The following is a 22,814-nucleotide window of genomic DNA, read 5'->3' as shown; positions in this document are numbered from 1 at the left end:
CGCCTCCGGGCCGATCGGCACACGGCGCGCCCCGAGGCAGTATCACTTCACATCGCGACGATCCACCCGAGACATACACGTCTCGGCCGAGTCGGGCGAACGTTACCTTCCATGGCCCGAGGCCCGAATCGTGAAGGACTTTCAGCGTGCCGGACGCGTGCCGGCGTGCTCGATCGGCCCGGTCACGCGGTGCGCCGGAGCACACCACGCGACCGTGCCAGCGAGCTTCAGCCGGCGGCCGGCGACCCGCCGCTGCGTTCCCGCACCTCGGTGATGATCGCCGAGAAGTCCCGGCCCCCGGAGGTCTCGTTGAACTCGCGGTAGATCTCCGCTGCCAACTCGCCGATGCGACCCTGCACCCCGTTGGCCCGCAGGGCTTCCACGGCCAGGCCCAGATCCTTGTTCATCAGTGCTGTCGCGAACCCCGGCTGGTAATCGTTGTTCGCCGGACTGGTCGGCACCGGCCCCGGCACCGGACAGTAGGTGGTGAGCGCCCAGCTCTGCCCGGAGGCCTGGGAAACCACATCGAAGAACGCCTGGTGGCTCAGCCCCAGCTTCTCCCCCAGGACCAGCGCCTCGGACAGCCCGATCATGGAGATCCCCAGCAGCATGTTGTTGCAGATCTTGGCGGCCTGCCCGACCCCGGACGCACCGCAGTGGACGACCTTGGCGCCCATCACCTCGAGTACCGGCAGCGCCTCGGCGAAATCGGCTTCCGCCCCGCCGACCATGAAGGTGAGTGTGCCGGCGGCCGCACCCGAAACGCCCCCGGAGACCGGCGCGTCCAGCGCGCGGTGCCCGGCCGCCGTCGCCGCCTCCGCGGCCGCCTTCGCATCGGCGACGTCGATGGTCGAGCAGTCCACGAACAAGGTGTTCGGCCGTGCCACCGGCAGCAGTTCGGCGTACACGTCACGCACCAGCTTGCCGTTGGTGAGCATCGTGATGACGATATCGCGGTCGGTGGCGGCGGCGACCCCGGTATCCACCAGCGCCACACCGTCTTTGCGGGCCTGTTCCTGTGCCGCGGCCGACGGGTCGTACGCGTGTACTTCGTACCCGGCCCGCACCAGGTTCGCGGCCATCGGACCGCCCATGTGGCCGAGGCCGAGGAAACCGATCGTCTTACTCATTACTTGTCCTCCGGAGTCGTCAAACCCAGTTCCCGCGCGCCCAGTTCGGCGAAGTACGCGTCGACCTGGTCGGTGGTGACATCGGTCAGAGTGGCGGGCGACCATTGCGGGTTGCGGTCCTTGTCGACCACCTGCGCGCGGATCCCCTCGACCAGATCGTGCGAGGCCAGCGAGGCGATCGAAACGCGGTACTCCTCGTTCAGCACCGCCTCCAGGCTCGTGGCCGTGCGGGCCGACCGCAGCGACCGCAGGGTGACCTGCAGCGCCACCGGCGATTTACCGAGTATCGCGGTTGCCGCCGCATTCGCCTCGGTATCGGCGTGCTCCTGCAGATGGGCGACGATCTCGGCGACCGTCTCCGCGCCGTAGCAGGAGTCGATCCAGTCCCGCTGCCCGAGCAACGCCGATTCCGGCGCCTCGGCCGCATATTTGGCGATCGCGATGTCCGCGGATTCGGTCTGCAGTGTCGTGAGCAGAGCCGGAATCTGTTCGGCGGGAACGTAGTAGTCCGCGAAGCCGGTGGCGATCGCGTCACCGGCCTTCATCCGCGCCGTGGTGAGCGCGATATGGGTACCCAGTTCGCCCGGCGCCCGGGAGAGCAGGTAGGTGCCGCCGACATCGGGGATGAAGCCGATCCCGACCTCGGGCATCCCGATGGTCGACTTCTCGGTGACGATCCGGTGGCTGCCGTGCGCGGACAGCCCGACCCCACCGCCCATCACGATTCCGTCCATCACCGCGACATACGGTTTCGGATAGCGGCCGATGAGCGCGTTGAGAATGTACTCGTCGCGCCAGAACTTGCCGGTCGCCGAATCCGCCGCCGACCCGACGTGCCCGGCCGCCTGCTGTTCCTTGGCGTCGTGATGGATCGCGACGATATCGCCCCCCGCACACAGTCCCCGCTCACCCGCACCGGTGATCGCGACGGTACGCACCGAATCGTCGGTGGCCCAGGCCCGCAACTGCTCGGTGATGGTGAGCGTCATCGCATGGTTCAGCGCGTTGATGGCCTTGGGCCGGTTCAGGGTGAGAAGTCCCAGGCCGTCACGCTGTTCGACCAGGACTTCGGGTTCGTCGCTCATACAGTTCCTTCCGCGCGCACCGGCCACCCGGTGCGTTCGCTGTGTCTATCTGGCATGATCGGGCGCCCTCCGTGGTTACACTCCGCTACCGCCTCCGGGCGCTGACCGATCATGCCGGGCGGCCCACCGCGGACGCCGTCATCGACCGGGCCACGACCAGGCGCATGATCTCGTTGGTGCCCTCCAGGATCTGATGCACCCGCAGGTCCCGGACGATCTTCTCCAGACCGTATTCGGCCAGGTAACCGTAACCGCCGTGCAGTTGCAGGGCGGCGTTGGCGACCTCGAATCCGGAGTCGGTGGCGAATCGTTTGGCCATCGCACACAGTTCGACCTTGTCCGGCGCGTCCGCATCCAAGGCCGCCGCGGCCCGCCACAGCAGAGTCCGGGCGGCTTCCAGTTTGGTCCGCATATCGGCCAGTTCGAACTGCAGCGCCTGGTTGTTCAACAATGGTGCGCCGAACGCGGTGCGCTGGGCCAGGTAGGGCACGGTTTTGTCGAGCGCGGCCTGCGCCCCGCCCATCGAGCACGCCGCGATATTCAGCCGGCCGCCGTTGAGCCCGTTCATGGCGATCCGGAAGCCGTCCCCCTCGGCACCGAGCCGGTTGGCCACCGGAACGCGGGCGTCGGTGAGGATCACCTGCCGGGTGGGCTGGGCGTTCCAGCCCATCTTCTTCTCGTTCGGGCCGACCTCCAGGCCGGGGGTGTCGGCCGGGATCACCAGGGTCGAGATGCCGCGTGCCCCGGTGTCCTGGGTGCGGACCATCATCACGTACACATCGTTGCTGCCGGCAGCCGAAATGAACTGTTTGGCGCCGTTGACGATGTAGTCGTCACCGTCGCGCACCGCCCGGGTGGTGATGGCCGCGGCATCCGACCCCACCCCCGGTTCGGTGAGCGCATAGCTGGCCAACAGGTCCATCGCGGTGAGCCCGGGCAGCCACCGGCGGCGCTGTTCGTCGTCACCGTAGGCGTCGATCATCCAGGTCGCCATGTTGTGGATGGAGATATAGGCGGCCACGGCCGGGCAGCCGGTGGCGAGTTCTTCGAAGATCCGCACCGCGTCCAACCGGCGCAACCCGGACCCGCCGAACTCCTCGCGCACATAGATACCGCCCAGCCCGACCGCACCCGATTTCCGCAGGACGTCCACCGGGAAATGCTTCTGCTGGTCCCATTCCACGGCATGCGGGGCCAGGTATTCGTCGGCGAACTCCCGGGCGGTGTCGCGGATGGCCCGCTCGTCGGCGTCGAGAGTGAACATGGTCATTCCATCGTCGGGATGACGAAGCTGTTGCTTTCCTTGAGCCCGGCCGGCCAGCGCTGCGTCACCGTCTTGGTCTTGGTGTAGAAGCGGATGGAATCGGGGCCGTGCTGGTTCAGATCGCCGAACCCGGAGCGCTTCCAGCCGCCGAAGGTGTAGTACGCGATCGGCACGGGGATCGGAACATTGATCCCGACCATGCCCACCTGCACCTTGGCCGCGAAATCACGAGCGGTATCGCCGTCGCGGGTGAAGATGGCGACGCCGTTGCCGTATTCGTGGTCGTTGGCCAGCGCCAGCGCCTCCTGGTAGTCGCCCGCGCGCACCACGCTCAGTACCGGGCCGAAAATCTCGTCGGTGTAGATCGACATCTCCTTACCGACCCGGTCGAACAGGGTCGCGCCGACGAAGTAGCCGTTCTCAGCGCCCTCCACAGTGAGCCCGCGTCCGTCGACCACCAGTTCGGCGCCCTCGTCGATGCCCTGCTGGATGTACTTCTTCACCCGGTCCACACCGTCGAGACCCACCAGCGGCCCGTAATCCGCGCCGGGATCGTCGGACTTACCGACATTGAGCTTGTGCACCCGTTCGGTGAGCTTCTCGACCAGCCGGTTCGCGGTCTCCTCACCGACCGGTACGGCCACCGAGATCGCCATGCAGCGCTCGCCGGCCGAACCGTAACCGGCGCCGATCAGCTGGTCGGCGACATCGTCGAGGTCGGCGTCCGGCATGACGACGGCATGGTTCTTCGCTCCGCCGAAGCACTGGGCGCGTTTGCCGTTGGCCGTGGCGGTTTCGTAGATGTACTGCGCGATCGGGGTGGAGCCGACGAAGCCGACGGCCTTGATCCGGGGGTCGTGCAGGATGGTGTCGACGGCTTCTTTGTCGCCGTTGACCACATTGAACACACCCTCGGGCAATCCGGCCTCGAGGAACAGTTCGGCGAGCCGCAGCGGGACCGAGGGGTCGCGTTCGGAGGGCTTGAGCACGAAGGCGTTACCGCAGGCCAGCGCCGGGCCGGCCTTCCACAGCGGAATCATCGCGGGGAAGTTGAACGGGGTGATCCCGGCGACCACACCCAGCGGCTGGCGCATCGAGTACACGTCGATCCCGGTGCCGGCACTCTCGGTGTATTCGCCCTTGAGCAGGTGCGGGATACCGACGGCGAATTCGATGACCTCGAGCCCGCGCTGGATATCGCCCTTGGCGTCGGGGATGGTCTTACCGTGCTCGCTGGACAGCAGCGCGGCGAGCGAATCCATCTCGTCGTTCACCAGAGTCAGGAACTTCATCAGGATCCGCGCCCGGCGCTGCGGGTTCATCGCGGCCCAGCCCGGCTGCGCGGCTTCGGCATTCGCGATGGCCTGCTCGACCTCGGATTTGCTCGCCAGCGGCACCCGGGCCTGCACCTCGCCGAGGTTGGGGTCGTAGACATCGCCGAACCGGCCGGACGCGCCGGGGACCTGCTGCCCGCCGATGAAATGTGTGAGTTCTCGAACCATGCGATTCCTGCCTCGTGTCGGGGGTGGCGGGCGCGGCTCTGCGGCCGTCCGTCACACGAAGATCATTCTTGCGGGCGTCCAATAGTTGGACGTCCAAGCAAAACGATACACCCGGGCCGTCCGGCAAACCAGACTTCCCCGCAAGATATCCGCCAACTGCGCAAACACCCGCTCCGCCATCCGGCCGGTGTGGTCGGTCGAAGCCTATCCACGGGCCGCGCCCGGCGGAACTATCCCGCGGCGGACTTCTTCGCCGATCTGGTCAGCAGAAAGCTACCGATCCCGAGCACCACCGCGCCGACCACCAGAATCGCCCCGGACGCCCCCGCCGACTCTCCCGTCCAGTCCACGACTGCCTCCACCGCCGCCATCGTCAGCGCGGCCGCGCCACCGAGACTCAGCACCCAGGAGCGATCAGTGGCGTAGAGGGCGAAACACACCACCGCGACCACCGCCGTGAGCACATACGCCGGCCACATCCGCTCGAACATATCGACGGTCTGAGCCCCGGCGACCGCCAGCACCACCCCGGCCGCATAGCCTGCCCACCGCTCGAGAACGGCACCGAACCGGGTCACGCCGAGCCAGCCGAAACCGAGAACGAGCAACCCGAGCCCGGCCAGGTCGTCGACCCCCAGTACTTCGTCCAGCAACCCCGTGACCGAGGCCGCGCTGAACCCGGCGCACAGCAGCAATCCGAGCAACGACGGCAGTGCGGCGTATCCCGCAACCGCGGCCACGAGCCCCGCCGCGGCGGCATACACCCAGGTGAGATCGGTGGTGTCGTTCCCGTCGTCCAGAATCGACCCGGCCGCGGCCGCGATACTCACCGCCGCCAGCGCGAAGAACACGGCCGCCAGTCGAGTGCGGGTGGTATGGCCGGCGGACCGGCGCCACGCCGGCCGGAAGAGCACCGGCCATCCGCCCGCCGTCGCCACACCGGCCACCGCCAAACCCGCCGCGACCAGCACGAACAAAACGAATCGGCCGAGCTTCGCCATATCGTCCCAGGATTCGGCGAGGACCAGTACGAGACCACTCAGCAGCAAGCCGGCCCCGGCGTAGGCCGCGATCTCGGCGAGCAACCGCGCCGGCGTGGTCCGCGGCTCCTCCTTCGCCAGCGCCGTCACCACCGCACCCAGCTGGGTTTCGTCCAGAACGCCCCGGCGTACCAGGTCGACCAGGGCCGCCGGGGCCCGCTCGGCTACCGGCTCGGCCGGTACCGCGGCGGCCTCTGCGACCGGGTTGTCGCTGCCGTTACCGTCGGATGTCATTCCGCTATCCGTTCCAGGCTTCGATCGTCCACGACCGGTATCGGTGCCGTCACCGGCGGCGGGCGCCACGTCCGCACCCCGCGCGCCGCGCCTCGAGAGAGCCTTGCTGCCCGCGGCTGCGACCGGTGACGCACCACCGCGGATTTCGGCCCGGCCCGCTTCTCCCGTGGCCCCGGATTCACCGGAGCCGGAGACAGCCGGCTGCCCGCCTGCCCGGGGTCCGGGCCCGGACTTGCCTGCGGTGGTGTCCGTGGATGCCCGGCCGTGACCGGCTACGGCCCGGGAACCCTGCTGCGACGCTTCCGGCGCCGAATCCTGTTCGGCCACAGCACCCAGTATGCCGCCCCGCACCCCGACTTTCGCGGCGCGAGATCAAACCTGCCCACCGGCGCTGGTCACGCGCTACGCTCGGGCCCGCGAACCGACGACCATCGCAGGAAGGTGCCGGCAGCGCTATGGACATCGGCGATATCCGGATCATCGACGCACATATCCATCAGTGGGACCCTTTCGGCAACCCGCGCGAGTTCAGCCGTACGGCGAAACTGCTGCGCACCCTCCCGCTGCCCCTCGGGCTGGCCGTACGGCTGGCACCTCGGCGGGACCGCGAGTTCATCGGGGATCCATCGGCATATCTGGGTCCGTACCTGCCCGCCGACTACCGGGCCGACACCGGGGCGCTACGGGTCGAATCGGTGGTGCATATCGAGGTCGAGTGGGCCGGGCCGAAAGCCGAGGAAACCCGCTGGGTCACCGCCCTGCCGTTCGGTGTGGACACCCCCGCCCTCGCGGCGGTCAGCGGTGGCGGTTCACCCGCCGATCCGGGGTTCGCCGAACTTCTCGAAGCCCACCTGTCGGCCTCGCCACTGGTGCGCGGTATCCGCAGTAGGGTCGCCCACCACCCGGATACCGGGATCCGCAGTTTCGCCGACGGTCCGAATGTGCTGCGCAGCCGGGCGTTCCTCGACGGTTTCGCCGCCGTCGCCGAGCGCGGCCTCGCCTTCGAGGCCTGGGTGTACTCGCATCAGATCCCGGAGGTGACCGCGCTCGCCCAGCGCTACCCGGAGGCGACGATCATCCTGAACCACCTGGGCACCCCCGCCGGTCTGTTCGGCCCGGTCGGCAAGCACACCGGCCGCGATACCGATGCACGCGCCGGCATCCTCGAACGCTGGCGCACCGATATCGCCGATCTGGCCGAATCCCCGAATGTCGTGGCGAAGGTCAGCGGCCTGATGATGCCGATCCTCGGGCATCCGGTACCGCGCGCCGGCACCCCGACACCGGTACCCGAACTCACCGACCGGATCGGCCCGCTGCTGCGGCACGCCGCCGACACCTTCGGCACCGACCGCCTCATCTGGGGATCCAACTTCCCCGTCGACCGGCCGATCACTTCGATCCCCGGCAGCGCGGAGGCTGTCGCGACCGTCCTGGCCGAGCACCTCGGTGACTCCGCGCCGCTGGAGAAGGTCTTCCGCACCAACGCACAGCGGGTCTACCGGCTGGATTGAGCCGCGGCAACAGCCGGGAGCGATTGTCCACCGCATCGGCACCGGGCGCTGTGGTCGACCAGCGGCCTGGGACCGGGCACTCCGGCAGCCGCGGATCGGGTATCCGGAGAGGCGCGGATGGGATTCCACCGTCCCGCGGCCTTTACCGGTTCCTGCTCAGAGGCCGACGACCCGGGAGCGCTCGGAGCCCAGGGCAACTATCTCGATGCTCTGCCGCCGGCGCGGTCTCCTCGTGCCGTCGCATCACCGCGCTGCCGGCCCGGCGCTGCTGCGTTGCCCACATCGTCCGTGTCGATCGTGGTGTAGAGAGCATCGCGACCGGCGTTGGCTCGGCCTCGATGGCAATCGGATATCAGCGAACTCTATCTCTGGGTGATGGACGAATACATCGTGATCAGGGCACGGTTCGCGGCGGCCGCAGTGGTCTCGTCGGCACAGAGCATCCGCAGCGCCCGCCGCAGCAGGGCCGGATCCAGCTCGTCCAGCGCGGGTCCGCCGCGCGGTACGGGTAGCTCGGGCAGTTCGAGTGCGTTGCCGTAGGGGTCGGCGGTTTCGTCCACCTGCTCGATGGTGGTTTCGACGCCGCCGATCAGCCGATCGATACTCAGCCCACGCACGGCGAGCAGATCGCGGGGATGTTCGTCCAGCCGTTCGGCCAGCAGGCAGACGACCGCGATCGCATGTTTGCACGGCCACCCCGGGTCGGGACAGCTACAGCCGAAGTCGATATCGGCGGCGGTTTCCGGGACCAGATGCGGGGCGAGTTCGCGGGGCAGATCCCCGGATACGATTCGCGCCAGCATCCCCGGCGCGGACCGGATCAGCTCCACCACCAGTTCCACTTCCTCGGGCCGCAACCGGCGGATCTCGCAGGTGGTGGTGAACGGGCGCGGCTGACTACCCTGCACCTCGGCGGTCACGAGCCCCGGTTCGATGCGATAACTCACCACCTGCCCCGCCCGCGCGTAGGTGCGACCGCGCGCGAGCCGGCCGGGGTCGGCGAGCCGTTCCATCACCTCGAGCAGCGCCTTGCCCCAGAAGTTGCGGGCGAATCCGCCGCGACGGTTGCGGGTCGAGACCCCGCCGGACACCGGTCGGCGTTTCCCGTACTCGGCGAAATCGGCCACTACTCGCCCACCGCCTCGGCACCCAGGCTGAACAGGCGGACCAGATCGTCGTCACCCAGTTCGGTGATCCAGTTCTCCCCCACTCCGATGGCGAGATCGGCGAGTTCGCGTTTACCGGTGATCATTTCGTCGATCCGCTCCTCGATCGTGTCGACGCAGACCAGTTTCCGCACCTGCACTGTGCGCTGCTGCCCGATCCGGAATGCGCGATCGGTGGCCTGGTTCTCCACCGCGGGGTTCCACCAGCGGTCGAGATGCACCACATGATTCGCGGCGGTCAAGTTCAGTCCCGTTCCGCCCGCCTTGAGCGAGAGCAGCATGAGCGGCGGCCCGTCGGACCGCTGGAATTCCTCCACCATGCCGTCACGGCGTTTCTTGGCGACCCCGCCGTGCAGGAACGGGATCGAGCTGCCGAAACGCTCGGTGAGGTACGGGACGATGAGCTCACCGAATTCCCGGAACTGGGTGAACAGCAGCGCCTTCTCCCCTTCGGCCAGCACCGCATCGAGTACATCCTCCATCAGCGCGAGTTTGCCGGAGCGATGCGCGCCCCGGCGCAGTACGGCGGAGGAATCGCCGAGGAAGTGGGCGGGATGGTTGCACACCTGTTTCAACCTGGTGAGAGCACCGAGTACGGCCCCTTTCCGGGCCATTCCCTTGGCGTCACGCAGTTTTTCGAGCATATCCTCGACAACGGCCTGGTACAGCGCGGCCTGTTCGGCGGTGAGATTGGCCCGGACGGTCATCTCGAACTTCTCCGGAAGATCATCGATCACCGCCGGGTCGGTTTTCACCCGGCGCAACAGGAACGGCGAGGTGACGGCGCGCAGCCGGGTGACGGCGTTCAGATCGTTCTCCCGTTCGATCGGCACGGCGAACCGGGCACGGAAGGTCTGCGGGCTACCCAGTAACTTCGGGACCGCGAAATCGAAAAGAGAGCGCAGTTCCTCCAGCCGGTTCTCCACCGGAGTACCGGTGAGCGCGAGCCGATGCCGGGCCGGTAACGCCCGCGCCGCCCGCGCCTGCCGGGTGGCGGCGTTCTTGACGTGCTGCGCTTCGTCGAGAACCACGCGCTCCCACTGCTGCCGGGACAGGTCGGCGATATCGCGGGCGAGCAGTGCGTAGGTGGTGATCACCAGATCGGCTCCGGCCACGGCGGTATCCAGATCGCCGCCCTGGGCCCGGCCCGGCCCGTGGTGCACCAGAACCCGCAGGTCCGGGGCGAAGCGGGCGGCTTCACGCTGCCAGTTGCCCACCACCGACATCGGGGACACCAGCACCGTCGGCCGCGGCGTGGTATCGCCTTCGCGTTCGTGCAGCAGCAGCGCGAGCACCTGGATCGTTTTCCCGAGCCCCATATCGTCGGCGAGGATGGCCCCGCAGTTCAGCCGGTTCATCGTGGCCAGCCAGGCCAGCCCCCGTTCCTGGTACGGGCGCAACTGTGCCTTCAGCCGGGCCGGTGTGACCACCGGTTCCTGCGCGCGGCCGGGATCGAAGAGATCCGCGGGCCACCCCTCGGCGGTGACTTCGGTGAGCGGTACCCGCCCGACCTGGCTCGCGGCGATCTCCCCGATCAGATCGGCGAGGGTGATCTCGTTGTCGCCGGTGTGCAACGCGACGAATTTCGCGGCGGCGGCGAGGACACCGTGATCGGCCTGCACCCATTCCCCGCGTAACCGCACCAGATCCGATTGCACGGTGATCAGCTGCCGCATCTCCGGCTCGGAGAGCACGGTATCGCCGAGGGCCAGTTCCCAGCGGTAGGACACCAGCCCGTCCAGGCCGACCGTGCTCTCGGCGGCGGGCACCGCGGCGCCGCTCACCCGCAGCCGCAGGGTCGGTTCGGTGATATTCCACGCCCGCGGCAACAGCAGCGGGATCCCGGCGGCAGACAGCGCCTGCGCTCCGTGCGCGACCAGATCGGCCACCACTTCGGTGGGCAGCAACAGGTCGAGGCTGTGTGAATCGGCGGGGACATCGCGGAGCCGGGGGTAGGCGCGCTGGGCTTTCCCCAGCCATTCCAGGCCGGTCCGTACCTCGTCCGCGATTCCCGGCACCGGGATCGGCCGCGGTGCGACGCCGTCGGCACGCAGGCAGACCTCCAGCCGCCACAACGCGGAATCCCCGGGTACTTCGGCGAATTCGCCGTCCGGCTCGCGCAGCCGCAACACCAGTTCCGGTTCGTCGGACGACCGCGTCTCCCGCCATCGCCGCAGTACCTCGGCCGCCTGATGGCTGCCCGTCTCCACCGGCACGTCCGCGGACAACGCGTGAACCAGTGGATGTGGGTGGGTGTCCGCGGCGAGTAGTTCGCGCACCATCGGATCGGTGAGCTCGGTGACCATATCGCCGAGCACATCGGCCGGCTCGCCCGCGACGCGCAGCGCCGGTGGTGCCAGCGCCGCGAGCTCGGCGAGCCACGCGCGCTGACCGGATCCCCCGGCCGGCCGCCAGCGCGCCCACCACTGGCCGTCCTCGCGCCGCAGTTCCGGAACCACCGCACCGGCACGTATCCACCGTTCCAAGCCGAGCGCGAGGTGCGCGAGGAACCGCAGATCACCGGCGACGGCCGCGGACGGCAACCGCTGCCGCAACGCCGCGGCCGCGGCGGCGGGCGCGAGCGCATGAGCCCGGACGGTTTCCCGCCTGGCCTCGGTCTGGTCCACCAGGAGCACTTCGGCACGGTGCCGGAACCGCGACTCCGCCAGTACCGAGCCGAGCAGGCCCCCGACCGGCTCGCCCTCCTCGCCCGGGGCACGCCACAGCAGCAGCCCGGCTCCGGGCGACCACAGTCCGTGCAGCATGTTCCCATCCAATCAGCCGGGTCCGACACGCCGTGAACCGTCCCCGCCTGCACCCGCCCGGCGCCCGCCCCGGCACGCCGGGCCATTTCTGGATTTATCCGCCACGACGGCACATACTGGGAAATATCCGCTGGTCACCGCTGTTATCCGCCATCCACGCCCGCCGGGCGGAGCCCACGCCGGGCGAGCTGTCCTGCACCGGCGACGGCACGCGGCAGGCGGCGCACACCGGCCCGGAAGCAGCGGTCCCCACAGCACACAGCGGCGTCATCGAACAGCGGAGGGCAGCAGCATGACAATTCTGCTCCAGGTTCTCGAGCAGAGCTACACGCCGACCACACCATGGGAGCGGCGGAAGTTCACCTTCGTGGATGCCGGCAAGATCGTCGGCATGCGGTTGGACGGCCAGTGCGGTATCTGGCTGGATCTGTCCCGGCCCGGCGAATCGCAGCGGCTCGCCCACACCGAACGGCCCGAGGAGGCCATCACCTTCCTGCTCACGGCCTTCGCCAAGATCGCCGAATGTCTGGACAGCGGCGGTTCCTGGGTGATCGGCCACGACGGAGTACATATCGAATCCCTGGCCGCCACGCGTTTCCCACCGCGTAGCAGCGGGGTCGACAACGACGACCTGCTGGCCCGCGCCTGGCTGTGATCCCGCGCCTGCGCTGATCCATCGGGCGCCGGCGGAAACTGTCGGTGGCCTCGGGTATACCGGTGACCGTGACGACATGGGGGAAGATTCACACGGTTTCCGCATTGCTCACCGCCTGCATGTTCGGCCTGGTCGCCGCCTGCGCGGTCCCGCCGGGTCTTCGGCCGGCACCCGGGAGTCCCGGGCGCGCCCAGTTGGAACAGCTCCTCGCCGTGGTCCGGGTGGTTTCCGAACGCCCGGACATCGCCGGGTACGAGCGTGACTGCGGGGCCGGGCAGGGTTGCGTTTTCGGGCCCGCCTGGTCCGATGATCACGACGGCCCGGGCGGTCACGACGGATGCGATACCCGCAACAATGTGCTCGCCCGTCAACTGGTGGATATCGCATACCGGCCGGGCACCGGGGGCTGCGTCGTCGAGTCCGGCATCCTGGCGGATCCGTACACCGGTAACCGGATGGTGTTCAGCAAGGAGAACGCCCGGCAGCTGCCCGTCGACCATATCTATCCGCTGGCTGCCGCCTGGGATATGGGAGCCGCCGCGTGGCCATCCGCGCAGCGCATCCGCTTCGCGAACGATATCGACTACAACTTGCAGGTCACCGACCGCGCGACCAATACCGATAAAAGCGACAGCACACCCGCCGAGTGGTTGCCACCGTCGCGCCCGGGGCACTGTTACTACGCGGGCAGATACCTCACCGTCGCCGTGCGCTATCAGCTCCCGGTCACCGGGGCAGACCACACGGTATTGCGCGATATCGCGGCACGGTGCGGCTGATATGCGATTCCGCGAGACACCTTCGCCCGCAGAGCGAACCGATATTCGGGCATCCCCGGCGGCACTGCCGTTGGGCATCGCCCTGGTCAGGCACCCGTCGCCACGGGCCGTTTGGAATCGTGCGCCCACTGCGACCACGACCCCGGATACAGGGCCGCCTCCACACCCACCACCGCCAGCGCCGCGATGGCATGCGCGGCGGTGATTCCCGATCCGCAGTACACCGCGACCGGCTCGTCGCCGAGATCCCGGTATCGCCGGCGCAGCAGTTCCGGCGGCAGGAAGCAGCCGTCCTCGTCGAGGTTCTCGCTGGTCGGGACGCTGATCGCGCCGGGAATGTGCCCGGCGCGGGGGTCCACCGGTTCTTGTTCGCCGCGATACCGTTCGGCGGCGCGGGCATCGATCAGCACGCCCTCCCAGCGGGCGGCGGCATCGGCGTCGATCACCGGTAGCCGGCCCGGCCGGAGTTCGATATCGCCGAGTTCGGGGTCCGGTTCCACCCCGGTCGCCAGCTCACCACCACTGCGCAGCCATGCGGGCAGCCCGCCGTCGAGGATGCGCACATCGGTGATCCCGGCCCAGCGCAGCAGCCACCACGCCCGCGCGGCCGACATACCGCCGAGTGCGTCGTAGACCACGACCGGATCCCCCGCGCACAGACCCCAGCTGCGCGCGCATTTCTGGAGCTGCTCGGGGTCCGGCAGCGGGTGCCGGCCCAGGGCCGGGGTGGGTAAGGCGGCGAGTTCGGTATCGAGGTCCACGAACACCGCGCCCGGGATGTGGCCGTTCTGGTACTGCTGTGGCCCCTCGGGGTCACCCAGCTGCCAGCGGACGTCCAGCAGGCGCAGGTTTTCTTCCGTCGATTCCCGGAGTTCTTCAGCCGAGATCAGTACCGCGTGCACCGCAGCTCCTCGTCCAAGAGTCTGGAACAGATTTCGTCACCGTACGCGCGCGTGGCGGGCGAAGTCCACGCGACTACCCGAAAATTCACCTGTCGGCGAGGCTGCTCAGATACGCGCGAGCAGAGTCAGCGGATCTTCCAGCGCGCCGGCGACCGTGGCCAGGAACCGGGCCGCCAGTTCACCATCGATCATGCGGTGGTCGAAACTCAGCGTCAGTGTGACCACCGAGCGCACGGCCAGCTCACCGCGGAAGACCCATGGCCGCGAGGCCACCGCGCCGACACACAGAATCGCGGCCTCGCCCGGGTTGACCAGCGGTGTTCCCGACTCGACCCCGAACACGCCGACGTTGGAAATGGTGAATGTCCCGCCCCGCAGATCGGACAGGCCCGCCCGGCCGTCGCGGGCGGTCTGCGCCAGCCAGCCGATCTCGCGGCACAGTTCCCGCAGGCTCAGCGTCTGCGCGTCTTTGATGTTGGGTACGAGCAGTCCGCGTTCGGTGGCCACCGCGATACCCAGGTTGACGTAGTACCTGGTGACGATCTCCGATTTCGCCTCGTCCCAGTAGGTGTTGATTCCGGGGTACTCGGCCAGCGCGGCGAGAACCGATTTCGCGACCAAGGCCAGCGGTGTGGGAGTCAGTCCCTCGAAGGTCTTGGTGGCGCGCAGATGATCGAGCAGTTCCAGCGACGCCGTGATATCGACCGAGCTGGAGGTCGACGCCTGCGGGATCGTGCGGGCGCTGGCGACCATGGCGGCCGCGGTCCGCTTCCGGATACCGGAGATCGGTGTGCGCACCTCCCGAGCCGACCCGTCGGCCCGCTGCTCGATACGCGGGACCTCCTCGGCGGTGTGCTCGCGCGGTTGGGGTTCCGATACCGGCACCGCACCGCGAACGTCCGCGACGGTGACCGCGCCTTCCGGCCCCGAACCGGCCACATGCCAGAGGTCGATCCCCAGCTCCCGCGCCAGCTTTCGCGCACCGGGAGTGGCGGCGACCCGGCCACCGCCGAGCCCCGCGCCGAGAAGGTCCCCACCGTGTTGTGCACCGGGCGGTGCCGCCGTGATGCGGCTCCCACCTGGCTCATCGGGCCGCGTACCCCGTTCGTTCTCGGCCGGCGAACGACCGCCGGAGTATGCCCCGGGGCCGGCAAGATCCTCCGCGTGTTCTACCCCTTCCGCACGCGCCGCGGCTGTCTCGTCCCCGGTCGCGGCGCCCGGATCCGCGCCGATGACGCCGCCCTCGTAATCGACCCCGGCGGGCTTCGTCTCCGCCGGCGGCGCGGACGCCGCGGCACGCATCCGACGCCGGCGCGACGGTTGATTCCCGGTCTCCGGCCCATAGCCGACGAGTACCGAGGTACGGCCGTTCCCACCCGGCGCGGGCGCGGTGGTGCGGATACGCAGCAACGGCGCCCCCACCTCGACCGTCGAACCCGGTTCGGCGAGCAGTTCCACCACGGTGCCGGCGAACGGCGAGGGCAGCGCGACCACCGCCTTCGCCGTTTCCACCTCGGCGATGGTCTGGTTCAGTTCGACCTCGTCGCCCACCGCGACGGTCCAGTTCTGTAGTTCGGCGTCGGTGAGTCCCTCGCCGAGGTCGGGCAGCCGGAATTCCAGGATCTCACCGGATTCGGCGGTTGCGGCATCGTCCACGGTGGGCACCTCCGGCTGGGCGTCAGGGTGGCGGGGCACTCAGGCGGCAAGTGTGCTGTCGACCGCCGCCAGGATGCGGTCCGGGTCGGGCAGGTGATGCTTTTCGAGCTTAGCCGGAGGGTAGGGAATATCGAATCCGCCGACCCGCCGGACCGGGGCCTCGAGGCGATAGAAACAGCGTTCGGTGATCCGGGCCGCGATCTCCCCGCCGATTCCGCCGGTGACCGGCGCTTCGTGCACCACGATCAGCCGGCCGGTCCGGTCCACCGATTCGGCGATGGTGTCGATATCCAGCGGCGCCAGACTGCGCAGATCGATCACCTCGAGCGAAAGGCCCTCTTCCGTAGCGATTTCCGCCGCGGCCAACGCGGTGGCGACCGTACCCCCGTACGCGACCAGTGTGGCATCCGAACCCGGTACGCAGACCCGCGCCCGGTCCAGGGGAAGCGAATCGATTGCCGCGGGGTCGAATTCGGCCTTGTCCCAGTAGCGGCGTTTGGGTTCGAAGAAGATCACCGGATCGTCGAGTGCGATCGCCTGGCGGATCATCGTGTAGGCGTCCGCCGGGTTACTCGGCGAAACCACCCGCAGACCCGCGGTATGCGCGAAATACGCCTCCGGCGATTCGGAATGATGCTCCACCGAACCGATCCCGCCCCCGAAGGGGATGCGGATGGTCAGCGGAGCGGCCACCCTTCCCCGCGTCCGGTAGTGGATCTTGGCCACCTGCGAGACGATCTGATCGAAGGCGGGGTAGACGAAACCGTCGAACTGGATTTCGCACACCGGCCGATAACCGCGCAACGCCATCCCGAACGCCGTGCCCACGATGCCGGATTCGGCCAGGGGCGTATCGATCACGCGGCGGTCGCCGAAATCCTTCTGCAGCGTATCGGTCACCCGGAACACACCACCCAGCCGGCCGATGTCCTCACCCATCAGCACCACCTTGGGGTCGTCCTCCAGCGCGGTACGCAACCCGGCGTTGAGCGCCGCGGCGAATGTGGTGATCATGAGCGGACTCCTTCCTCGCGCCGGGTGGGCGCGACGTAATCGCCGGCGGCCAGGTAGTCGGCGTAGTCCCGGCGCTGGGCCGCGACGACAGGATGCGGGGTCGCGTAGACGTGGTCGAACAGTTCCAGCGGGTCGGGATCGGGCATGGTCAGCGTGGCCGACCGGATCCGGTGCGCCACCTCGTCCGCGCGGTCGTCCACCCGCTGCTGTGTCGCCGGATCGAACAGGCCCTCGCGGTCGAGTAGCCGCCGCATCCGCAGGATCGGGTCGCGGCGGGCCCATTCCCCGGTTTCCGCGGCGGTGCGGTAGCGGGTGGGGTCGTCGGCGGTGGTGTGCGGACCCATTCGGTAGGTGATGGCCTCGACGAAGGAGGGCCCACCCCCGGTGCGGGCACGGGCGGCCGCCCGGCGGGTGACGGCCAGTACGGCCAGCACATCGTTACCGTCCACCCGGCTCGCCGGGATCCCGTGCCCGACCGCCCGCTGCGCGATCGGGGTCGCGCTCTGCAGATGAACGGGTTCGCTGATCGCCCAATGGTTGTTCTGGCAGAAGAACACCACCGGGGCACTCCAGGTGGAAGCGAAGGTGAGGGCCTCGGCAATATCGCCCTGACTGGTGGCGCCGTCACCGAAATAGGCAATGGTGGCGATCTCCGCCCCGTCGAGGTGGGCGGCATAGGCGTATCCGGTGGCGTGCAGACCCTGTGCGCCCACCACGATCGCCGGATTGGTCATATTGATCTCTTCCGGATCCCACGACGAGTGTGCGACCCCGCGCCACATCGTGGTGATGACGCCCGGGTCCACTCCGCGGCAGTACGCGACCGCCGCTTCGCGGTAGCTGCTGAACACATAGTCGTCGGGCTGCAGCGCGTGTGCCGAACCGACCTGTGCGGCTTCCTGCCCTTCGCCGGGCGCCCACAGACCGAGCTGCCCCTGCCGGGCCAGGGCGACGGCCTCGGTATCGATCCGGCGGCTCACCACCAGATCTTCGTAGAGCTGCCATAGTTCATCCGGCCCGATATCGGCGACCAAGGCCTGATATTCCGGGTTGTGCACCCGAGCGCCGTCGGGCTGGATCAGTTGCACCGGATACTCGGTTGTGCCGGGCATCGGCCTCGCCTCCTCACGCGGGTCACGCGCTGATGTGGCCTACAACACACAGCATCCACGCTTAGGCGAACTGCGCAAGTCTCGATCCGGAAACTGAGCAGTGTGCGCAGAATAGGGGGCGGTTCTGCTGTCATACTGCGCTTTATGACCAGTCGAGAAACCACCAGCCCGGTACTGGACGCCACGGACGCGCGGCTACTACTCGAGCTGACCGCCAGCCCCCGGGCCACCGGTGTGGAACTGGCCGCCCGGCTCGGACTCTCCCGCAATACGGTGCAAGCCCGGCTCGCCCGCTGGGAAGCCGCGGGGGTCCTGGGCAGTTTCGAACTCCGGGTGCAGCCGCGCGCCCTGGGCTATCGACTCTCCGCCTTCGTGGCGGTCGTGGTGGATCAGCACCGCCTCGATGCGGTGGTCGGCGAACTGGCGGAAATTCCGGAGGTGACCGAGGTCTGCGGTATGACCGGCCCCACCGACCTCACCGTCCGGGTGGTCGCCCGCGACGCCGACGACCTCTATCGGATCACCGGTCAGATATTGAAGGTCCCCGGCGTGGTGCGCACCAATATGGCCCTGGTGATGCAGGAACTGGTGGGCCCACGCACCGCACCGCTACTGGAACGCCTGGCCGAACCCGATTGACGAGCCGGCACGGCGTTACCCACTCCGAACTGCCGCCGAGCATGGATTAAGCGACATATATAGTCTTGTGTCGCAATACGGGATAGGGTGCCGATATGGAGACCCCAGGCACAGTAACGGACACCTTCGCGGACCGCACCGCCATTGTCACCGGCGGCGGTTCGGGCATCGGCGCGGCACTGGCCCGCCGGCTGGCCGAGCACGGCGCGAAGGTCGTCGTCGCCGATCTCGACCCCGCCACCGCGGCGAAGGTCGCGGACGATATCGGGGACGCCGCGGTATCCGCGGGCGGTGACGCCGCCGATCCCGAGGTGATCGGGCAGCTGATCACAGCGGCGGAATCCGCCTTCGGCCCGGTCGACTTCTATTTCGCGAACGCCGGTATCGGCGGCGGCGCGGGCCTGGACAGCACCGACGCGCAATGGTCGGCCGCCCTCGAGGTCAACACCCTGGCACATATCCGCGCCGCGCGCCTGCTCGTCCCCGGCTGGCTCGAACGCGGCAGCGGCTACTTCGTCAGCACCGCTTCCGCGGCGGGCCTGCTCACCCAACTCGGCTCCGCACCGTACTCGGTCTCCAAACACGCCGCCGTCGGCTTTGCGGAATGGCTGTCGATCACCTACGGCGACAAGGGAATCGGTGTCAGCTGCGTTTGCCCGATGGGAGTGGATACGGCACTGCTCCGGGAAGGGATGATCCCGGAGAACAACGCCGAAGCGGGCCGGTTGGCGATCACCGCTGTGAAATCCGCGGGCGCGGTACTCAGTCCCGAAGAGGTCGCCGACACGGTTCTGACCGGCGTGGCGGCCGGTGAGTTCCTCATCCTCCCGCACCCCGAGGTCCTCCAGATGTACCGGAACAAAGGATCGGACTACGACCGCTGGATCCGCGGCATGCGCCGCTTCCAGCATGCCCTCGAGAATCCGGACTCCTGAACCGGCAACCCGCCGCAGTCAGAGCACCAGATCCGACACGCGGCCTTCAGCTGTGTGCGGCAGGAAGACTCCGCACTTCGCCGCAGGCCCGCGTGCGGCCCACCGGTCGTTCGAGGTCGGTCGGCCGACGATTCAAGAGTGCGCGTATCCCTGGCGGCAGGACCGGTCAATTCTGTTGGCTTCGTTCCACATTCGTGGGTCCGGATCGGTGAGTGGTCCGGCCACGGTCCTACCGTGGCCGCAAATGTGCTCGATTGCGACGAATTGTGCCATCATCGATGGATGAGTTCGGGGGATGCCTTCGGGTTGACCAATTCGCCGGATTTCCTGTCGAGACATCACGGGACCGACGGGGATACGCGATACCCGTCGCCACGGAATCTACGCAGTACGTTTGCCGGGTTGATCGACTTCGTCCTGCAGTTCGGCTCTTTCTTCGCAGCTCTCGTGGTACTGCTCATACTGGTGGCGAAGTTGGGGCTCTCACCGGGCGTCGGCTCGTCGGCGATGCTGATACCCGTTGTCGTCATCGTAGGTAACCGGATTCTGCTGCCGAAAACTGTGCATTCGAGCATCGGCGAGTTGATCTTCGGACTGGTGGAGATCCGCGGTAGCGACGGCGCGTGGCCCGGTTGGCGCGATCTGTTGTCCGGACACGGGCAGGGGCGGGATGGTGTGCCCGATATCGTAGCCGTACGTCGCTGCGATGTCCGCCGCACCTGAACCCGCGAAACCGCACGGCGCGCGTTAGGTTCCCGGGTCCTCGGTGACCAGTGTCCGCGCAGCGGTGCGGATGACCTCGGGGATCTCGACCGGTTTCCGGGTCGTCTCGTCCACATAGACATGGACGAAGGTGCCGGTGGCAGCGAGTTCCAGGTCCTGTCCGGCTTCCCGGAAGATCGCCAGGTCGTAGGTGATGCTGGAGCGGCCGAGGCGGGAGATTCGCAGACCGACCTGCAGCTTGTCCGGAAAGCTGAGCGAGGCGTGGAACCGGCAGGACGTCTCCGCGACGATCCCGATCGCGGGCAGTTCACGGATGTCGGTGCCCGTCGCGTCCATCAACCACGCATTGACCGCGGTATCGAAGTACGCGTAATAGGTCACGTTGTTCACGTGCCCGTAGTGGTCGTTGTCGGCCCATCGAGTGGGCACCGGCCAGAGCACCGGATACTGCGTCGTCACCCGGGCGACGATACCGGGTCGGTCGGCGGGCAGTGCCGCCGAGACGACGCTGCGGTCGAAGGCGCGACACTGCGCCGCCCAGGCCCGCACCGCTACGCGGATCCGAATCAACTGGCCGAGGAGACCGCCCCCGTGCTGCCGGCCCGGTGTTCCCGCGGACTGACGCCGAAGTGTCGTTTGAACGCCGTGCTCAAGGCGAACGCGCTGCCGTATCCGACTCGACGGGCGATCGCCTCGACCGTGTCCTCGGTGCCCTGCAACAGGTCGGCGGCCAGATCGAGACGCCATTCGGTGAGGAAGGCCATGGGTGGTTCCCCGACCAGCTCGGTGAACCGGCGGGCCAGCGCTGCCCGCGACGCCCCGACTTCCTGAGCCAGCGCAGCGACGGTCCAAGGATGGGCGGGGTTGTGCTGCAGTAGCCGCAGCGCCTTCCCCACCAGCGGGTCGCCGTAGGCGTGGTACCACGGTGCTGCCTCGGTGCCGGAGAACCAGGAGCGCAGGGTCGAGATGAGCAGCAGGTCCAGTAGGCGGTCCAGCACCACGCCTTGGGCGGGCAGATCCTTGACGGTTTCGTCGGTCAGCAGGTCGAGCAGCCGATCGTCGGAACGTCCGCGCGGCAGTACCAGCATGGGCGGTAGTGCACGCAGTAGGCGCCTGCTCACCGCGCCGACGTATTCGTAGGAGCCGGTGACGAACACCGTTTCCCCGTCCGAATCGTTACCCCATTGCCGTACCCCGAGACTCATGGTCTCGCAGAGCACTTCACCGTCCAGAGTCGTGGTGACCTGCCCCGGATTGATCAGGATCTGAGGTTCGGTCGCGGGATCGTCGGCGACGGTATAGGGCTGCGGTCCCCGGATCACCGCGACGTCACCGGCCTCGACTCGACGCTGCTCGCCGTCGGCGGTGAGCACCCACGCCCACCCCCGGACCACCGCCACGAGCGTCAGCGGTGATTCGTCCTGGATCCGCAGTGACCACGGTGGGCTGAGCTTCGACCGCAGTACGAACGCGCCCCGGGCCCGTGGGCCTTCGAGCAGCGCCGCCAATGCATCCATCCATCAACGATAACCGCGGCGCGTTGTTCACCGAACAGGATGAGGAAGGAGGTGCCCGAGCAGTAGTTTGATCAGCAGCACCGGCGCAAACCACATCAGGAAAGGCGGGACCGTCACCAGCGTGGTGGTCACCAGTATTCCGGCGACAACCGCGACGAACGCCACAGGTGTGCGGATCGCCCACGGCGATCGGATCACCGCGACAGCCGACACCAGAGCCAGGCCATAGGTCACCGCCGCCGCAGTCCACCCGTACCCGGGCACCGCGAGCGCAAGCACGAATGGCTGGATGTGGACGACAACGAACAGGAGATGACCGTGTGCCGGCCGGCCCTGCCGGTGGTACCAGCGCGTGGCCGAAGCGGTCGCGTTGACGACGGCGCCGCCGAACATGTCGAAGCCGACGAGGGCAGTCACCACGACCACCAGCCACATTTGGCCTGCCTGCCACGCGAGTGCGCCGGCCGCAGCGGCACCACCGGCCCCCGCACAGTAGCCGAGGGTGATCTCGGCTCTCGTTGCTCCGGGTGCGATCAAACGGTCGGTGACAGTCATCGACGGATCCCGTCGACACAGATCGCAAGGATGGGCTCGGTCAGATCGGGCAGCGAGATTCGATCGTCGGCCAGCCATTGCACAAGGCAGCCTTCGATCGCACCCACGATCACGGCAGCGTGTTCGGCGCCGATTCCCGCCCGCAGTTGTCCTTCGTCCGCGGCCTCCCGCAGGAGACTTCCGACAGCAGCCCGGTACTCGCTGTACACCTCTGCCATATTCATCGGTGCGCGCGCCGACCATACGTCGAGCAGTACTCGCGCATAGTCGGGGTGTGTCGCCAGCATCGCGACGGTCGACCGGATCAGCCGCGCGAGGCGATCCAGAGCGGGCCCTCGACCGAGCTCGTTCACGACTTCCGCCGATCGCGCCCGGTAATGCTGGAAGGCTGCCGTCAACAGTTCGTCGCGGCTGCGCACCACAAGATAGACGCTGCCCTTCGCCACGCCCGCCTCCGCCGCCACGTCCTCGATCCGGGAGGCCGCGAATCCCTTGCGGGCGAAAACCCGCACCGCAGCCTCGACTATCTCGGCGCGCCGGCTGTCCTGATCCACTCGCTTCGGCATAGGCCAATAATGACTGACCAGTCGGTCATAATCAATCCCGGTATCCGGCACCGGCCACGAG

Annotated in this window: 21 protein-coding genes; 6 read left to right on the top strand and 15 right to left on the bottom strand. The window is 68.2% G+C overall.

Annotated elements, in window-relative coordinates; all coding sequences use genetic code 11:
- Window positions 1-227 precede the first annotated feature (227 nt).
- The 5 genes from mmsB to QH195_RS15510 form a co-directional block, all read right to left on the bottom strand.
- On the bottom strand, window positions 228-1,130 hold the full coding sequence (gene mmsB / locus QH195_RS15530) for a 3-hydroxyisobutyrate dehydrogenase (RefSeq protein WP_280426875.1): 903 nt from the start codon (window positions 1,128-1,130) through the stop codon (window positions 228-230).
- Window positions 1,130-2,215, bottom strand: coding sequence for an enoyl-CoA hydratase/isomerase family protein (locus QH195_RS15525; RefSeq protein ID WP_280426876.1), 1,086 nt, complete (start codon window positions 2,213-2,215; stop codon window positions 1,130-1,132). Before QH195_RS15525 ends, mmsB begins: the two co-directional genes overlap by 1 nt.
- Window positions 2,216-2,324: 109 nt before the next feature.
- On the bottom strand, window positions 2,325-3,479 hold the full coding sequence (locus QH195_RS15520; protein WP_280426877.1) for an acyl-CoA dehydrogenase family protein: 1,155 nt from the start codon (window positions 3,477-3,479) through the stop codon (window positions 2,325-2,327).
- 2 nt (window positions 3,480-3,481) lie between these two features.
- Window positions 3,482-4,981, bottom strand: coding sequence for a CoA-acylating methylmalonate-semialdehyde dehydrogenase (locus QH195_RS15515; RefSeq protein ID WP_280426878.1), 1,500 nt, complete (start codon window positions 4,979-4,981; stop codon window positions 3,482-3,484).
- Window positions 4,982-5,211: 230 nt separating this feature from the next.
- Entirely contained in the window at window positions 5,212-6,255 is a 1,044-nt protein-coding gene (locus QH195_RS15510) for a DUF2157 domain-containing protein (RefSeq protein ID WP_280435887.1), read from the bottom strand.
- 455 nt (window positions 6,256-6,710) lie between these two features.
- Here QH195_RS15510 and QH195_RS15505 point away from each other — a divergent pair, with 455 nt between their 5' ends.
- Window positions 6,711-7,769 carry an amidohydrolase family protein gene (locus QH195_RS15505; protein WP_280435886.1) on the top strand — a complete coding sequence of 353 codons (1,059 nt, stop codon included), beginning with the start codon at window positions 6,711-6,713 and terminating at the stop codon, window positions 7,767-7,769.
- Window positions 7,770-8,131: 362 nt separating this feature from the next.
- On the opposite strand, the gene QH195_RS15500 is transcribed toward QH195_RS15505, so the two are convergent.
- Both QH195_RS15500 and QH195_RS15495 read right to left on the bottom strand, forming a co-directional pair.
- Window positions 8,132-8,896, bottom strand: a complete 765-nt coding sequence (locus QH195_RS15500) for an SWIM zinc finger family protein (protein ID WP_280435885.1) — start codon at window positions 8,894-8,896, stop codon at window positions 8,132-8,134.
- Window positions 8,896-11,700, bottom strand: coding sequence for a DEAD/DEAH box helicase (locus tag QH195_RS15495; protein WP_280435884.1), 2,805 nt, complete (start codon window positions 11,698-11,700; stop codon window positions 8,896-8,898). The genes QH195_RS15500 and QH195_RS15495 overlap by 1 nt, the downstream gene beginning before the upstream one ends.
- Window positions 11,701-11,992: 292 nt before the next feature.
- On the opposite strand from QH195_RS15495, the gene QH195_RS15490 reads away from it, so the two are divergent.
- Together QH195_RS15490 and QH195_RS15485 are read left to right on the top strand one after the other, a co-directional pair.
- The gene (locus QH195_RS15490) at window positions 11,993-12,355 is read left to right on the top strand and encodes a hypothetical protein (protein WP_280426883.1); all 363 of its coding nucleotides are present in this window, start codon (window positions 11,993-11,995) and stop codon (window positions 12,353-12,355) included.
- Window positions 12,356-12,474: 119 nt separating this feature from the next.
- A complete protein-coding gene (locus tag QH195_RS15485; RefSeq protein ID WP_280435898.1) occupies window positions 12,475-13,134 on the top strand; it encodes an HNH endonuclease family protein in 660 nt (219 codons plus the stop codon).
- Between the two features lie 86 nt (window positions 13,135-13,220).
- On the opposite strand, the gene QH195_RS15480 is transcribed toward QH195_RS15485, so the two are convergent.
- The 4 genes from QH195_RS15480 to pdhA all read right to left on the bottom strand — a co-directional run bounded on the left by QH195_RS15480 (window position 13,221) and on the right by pdhA (window position 17,818).
- The gene (locus QH195_RS15480) at window positions 13,221-14,036 is read right to left on the bottom strand and encodes a sulfurtransferase (protein WP_280426885.1); all 816 of its coding nucleotides are present in this window, start codon (window positions 14,034-14,036) and stop codon (window positions 13,221-13,223) included.
- A gap of 105 nt (window positions 14,037-14,141) precedes the next feature.
- A complete protein-coding gene (locus tag QH195_RS15475; protein WP_280435883.1) occupies window positions 14,142-15,692 on the bottom strand; it encodes a dihydrolipoamide acetyltransferase family protein in 1,551 nt (516 codons plus the stop codon).
- A 39-nt stretch (window positions 15,693-15,731) separates the two neighbouring features.
- Window positions 15,732-16,706: an alpha-ketoacid dehydrogenase subunit beta gene (locus QH195_RS15470; protein WP_280435882.1), complete on the bottom strand. Its 975-nt coding sequence runs from the start codon at window positions 16,704-16,706 to the stop codon at window positions 15,732-15,734.
- Entirely contained in the window at window positions 16,703-17,818 is a 1,116-nt protein-coding gene (gene pdhA, locus QH195_RS15465) for a pyruvate dehydrogenase (acetyl-transferring) E1 component subunit alpha (RefSeq protein WP_280435881.1), read from the bottom strand. The genes QH195_RS15470 and pdhA overlap by 4 nt, the downstream gene beginning before the upstream one ends.
- Window positions 17,819-17,962: 144 nt before the next feature.
- Between pdhA and QH195_RS15460 the strand changes: the two genes are divergently transcribed.
- From QH195_RS15460 to QH195_RS15450, 3 genes are all read left to right on the top strand, one after another.
- Entirely contained in the window at window positions 17,963-18,457 is a 495-nt protein-coding gene (locus tag QH195_RS15460; protein WP_280435880.1) for an Lrp/AsnC family transcriptional regulator, read from the top strand.
- 95 nt (window positions 18,458-18,552) lie between these two features.
- Window positions 18,553-19,392: an SDR family oxidoreductase gene (locus QH195_RS15455; protein WP_280435879.1), complete on the top strand. Its 840-nt coding sequence runs from the start codon at window positions 18,553-18,555 to the stop codon at window positions 19,390-19,392.
- A gap of 282 nt (window positions 19,393-19,674) precedes the next feature.
- Window positions 19,675-20,115 carry a hypothetical protein gene (locus QH195_RS15450; protein WP_280435878.1) on the top strand — a complete coding sequence of 147 codons (441 nt, stop codon included), beginning with the start codon at window positions 19,675-19,677 and terminating at the stop codon, window positions 20,113-20,115.
- Window positions 20,116-20,139: 24 nt separating this feature from the next.
- Here QH195_RS15450 and QH195_RS15445 read toward each other — a convergent pair whose 3' ends face one another.
- The 4 genes from QH195_RS15445 to QH195_RS15430 all read right to left on the bottom strand — a co-directional run bounded on the left by QH195_RS15445 (window position 20,140) and on the right by QH195_RS15430 (window position 22,753).
- Entirely contained in the window at window positions 20,140-20,574 is a 435-nt protein-coding gene (locus QH195_RS15445; protein ID WP_280435897.1) for an acyl-CoA thioesterase, read from the bottom strand.
- A 107-nt stretch (window positions 20,575-20,681) separates the two neighbouring features.
- Window positions 20,682-21,632: an AraC family transcriptional regulator gene (locus QH195_RS15440; RefSeq protein WP_280435877.1), complete on the bottom strand. Its 951-nt coding sequence runs from the start codon at window positions 21,630-21,632 to the stop codon at window positions 20,682-20,684.
- A 27-nt stretch (window positions 21,633-21,659) separates the two neighbouring features.
- A complete protein-coding gene (locus tag QH195_RS15435; RefSeq protein WP_280435876.1) occupies window positions 21,660-22,187 on the bottom strand; it encodes a hypothetical protein in 528 nt (175 codons plus the stop codon).
- Entirely contained in the window at window positions 22,184-22,753 is a 570-nt protein-coding gene (locus tag QH195_RS15430; RefSeq protein ID WP_280435875.1) for a TetR/AcrR family transcriptional regulator, read from the bottom strand. The genes QH195_RS15435 and QH195_RS15430 overlap by 4 nt, the downstream gene beginning before the upstream one ends.
- Window positions 22,754-22,814 lie beyond the last annotated feature (61 nt).

The organism is Nocardia carnea (genome assembly GCF_029868855.1).
GTDB classification, from domain to species: domain Bacteria; phylum Actinomycetota; class Actinomycetes; order Mycobacteriales; family Mycobacteriaceae; genus Nocardia; species Nocardia carnea_A.
The sequence above is the reverse complement of the archived record's forward strand: the minus strand, read 5'-3'. Positions and strand labels throughout refer to the sequence as shown.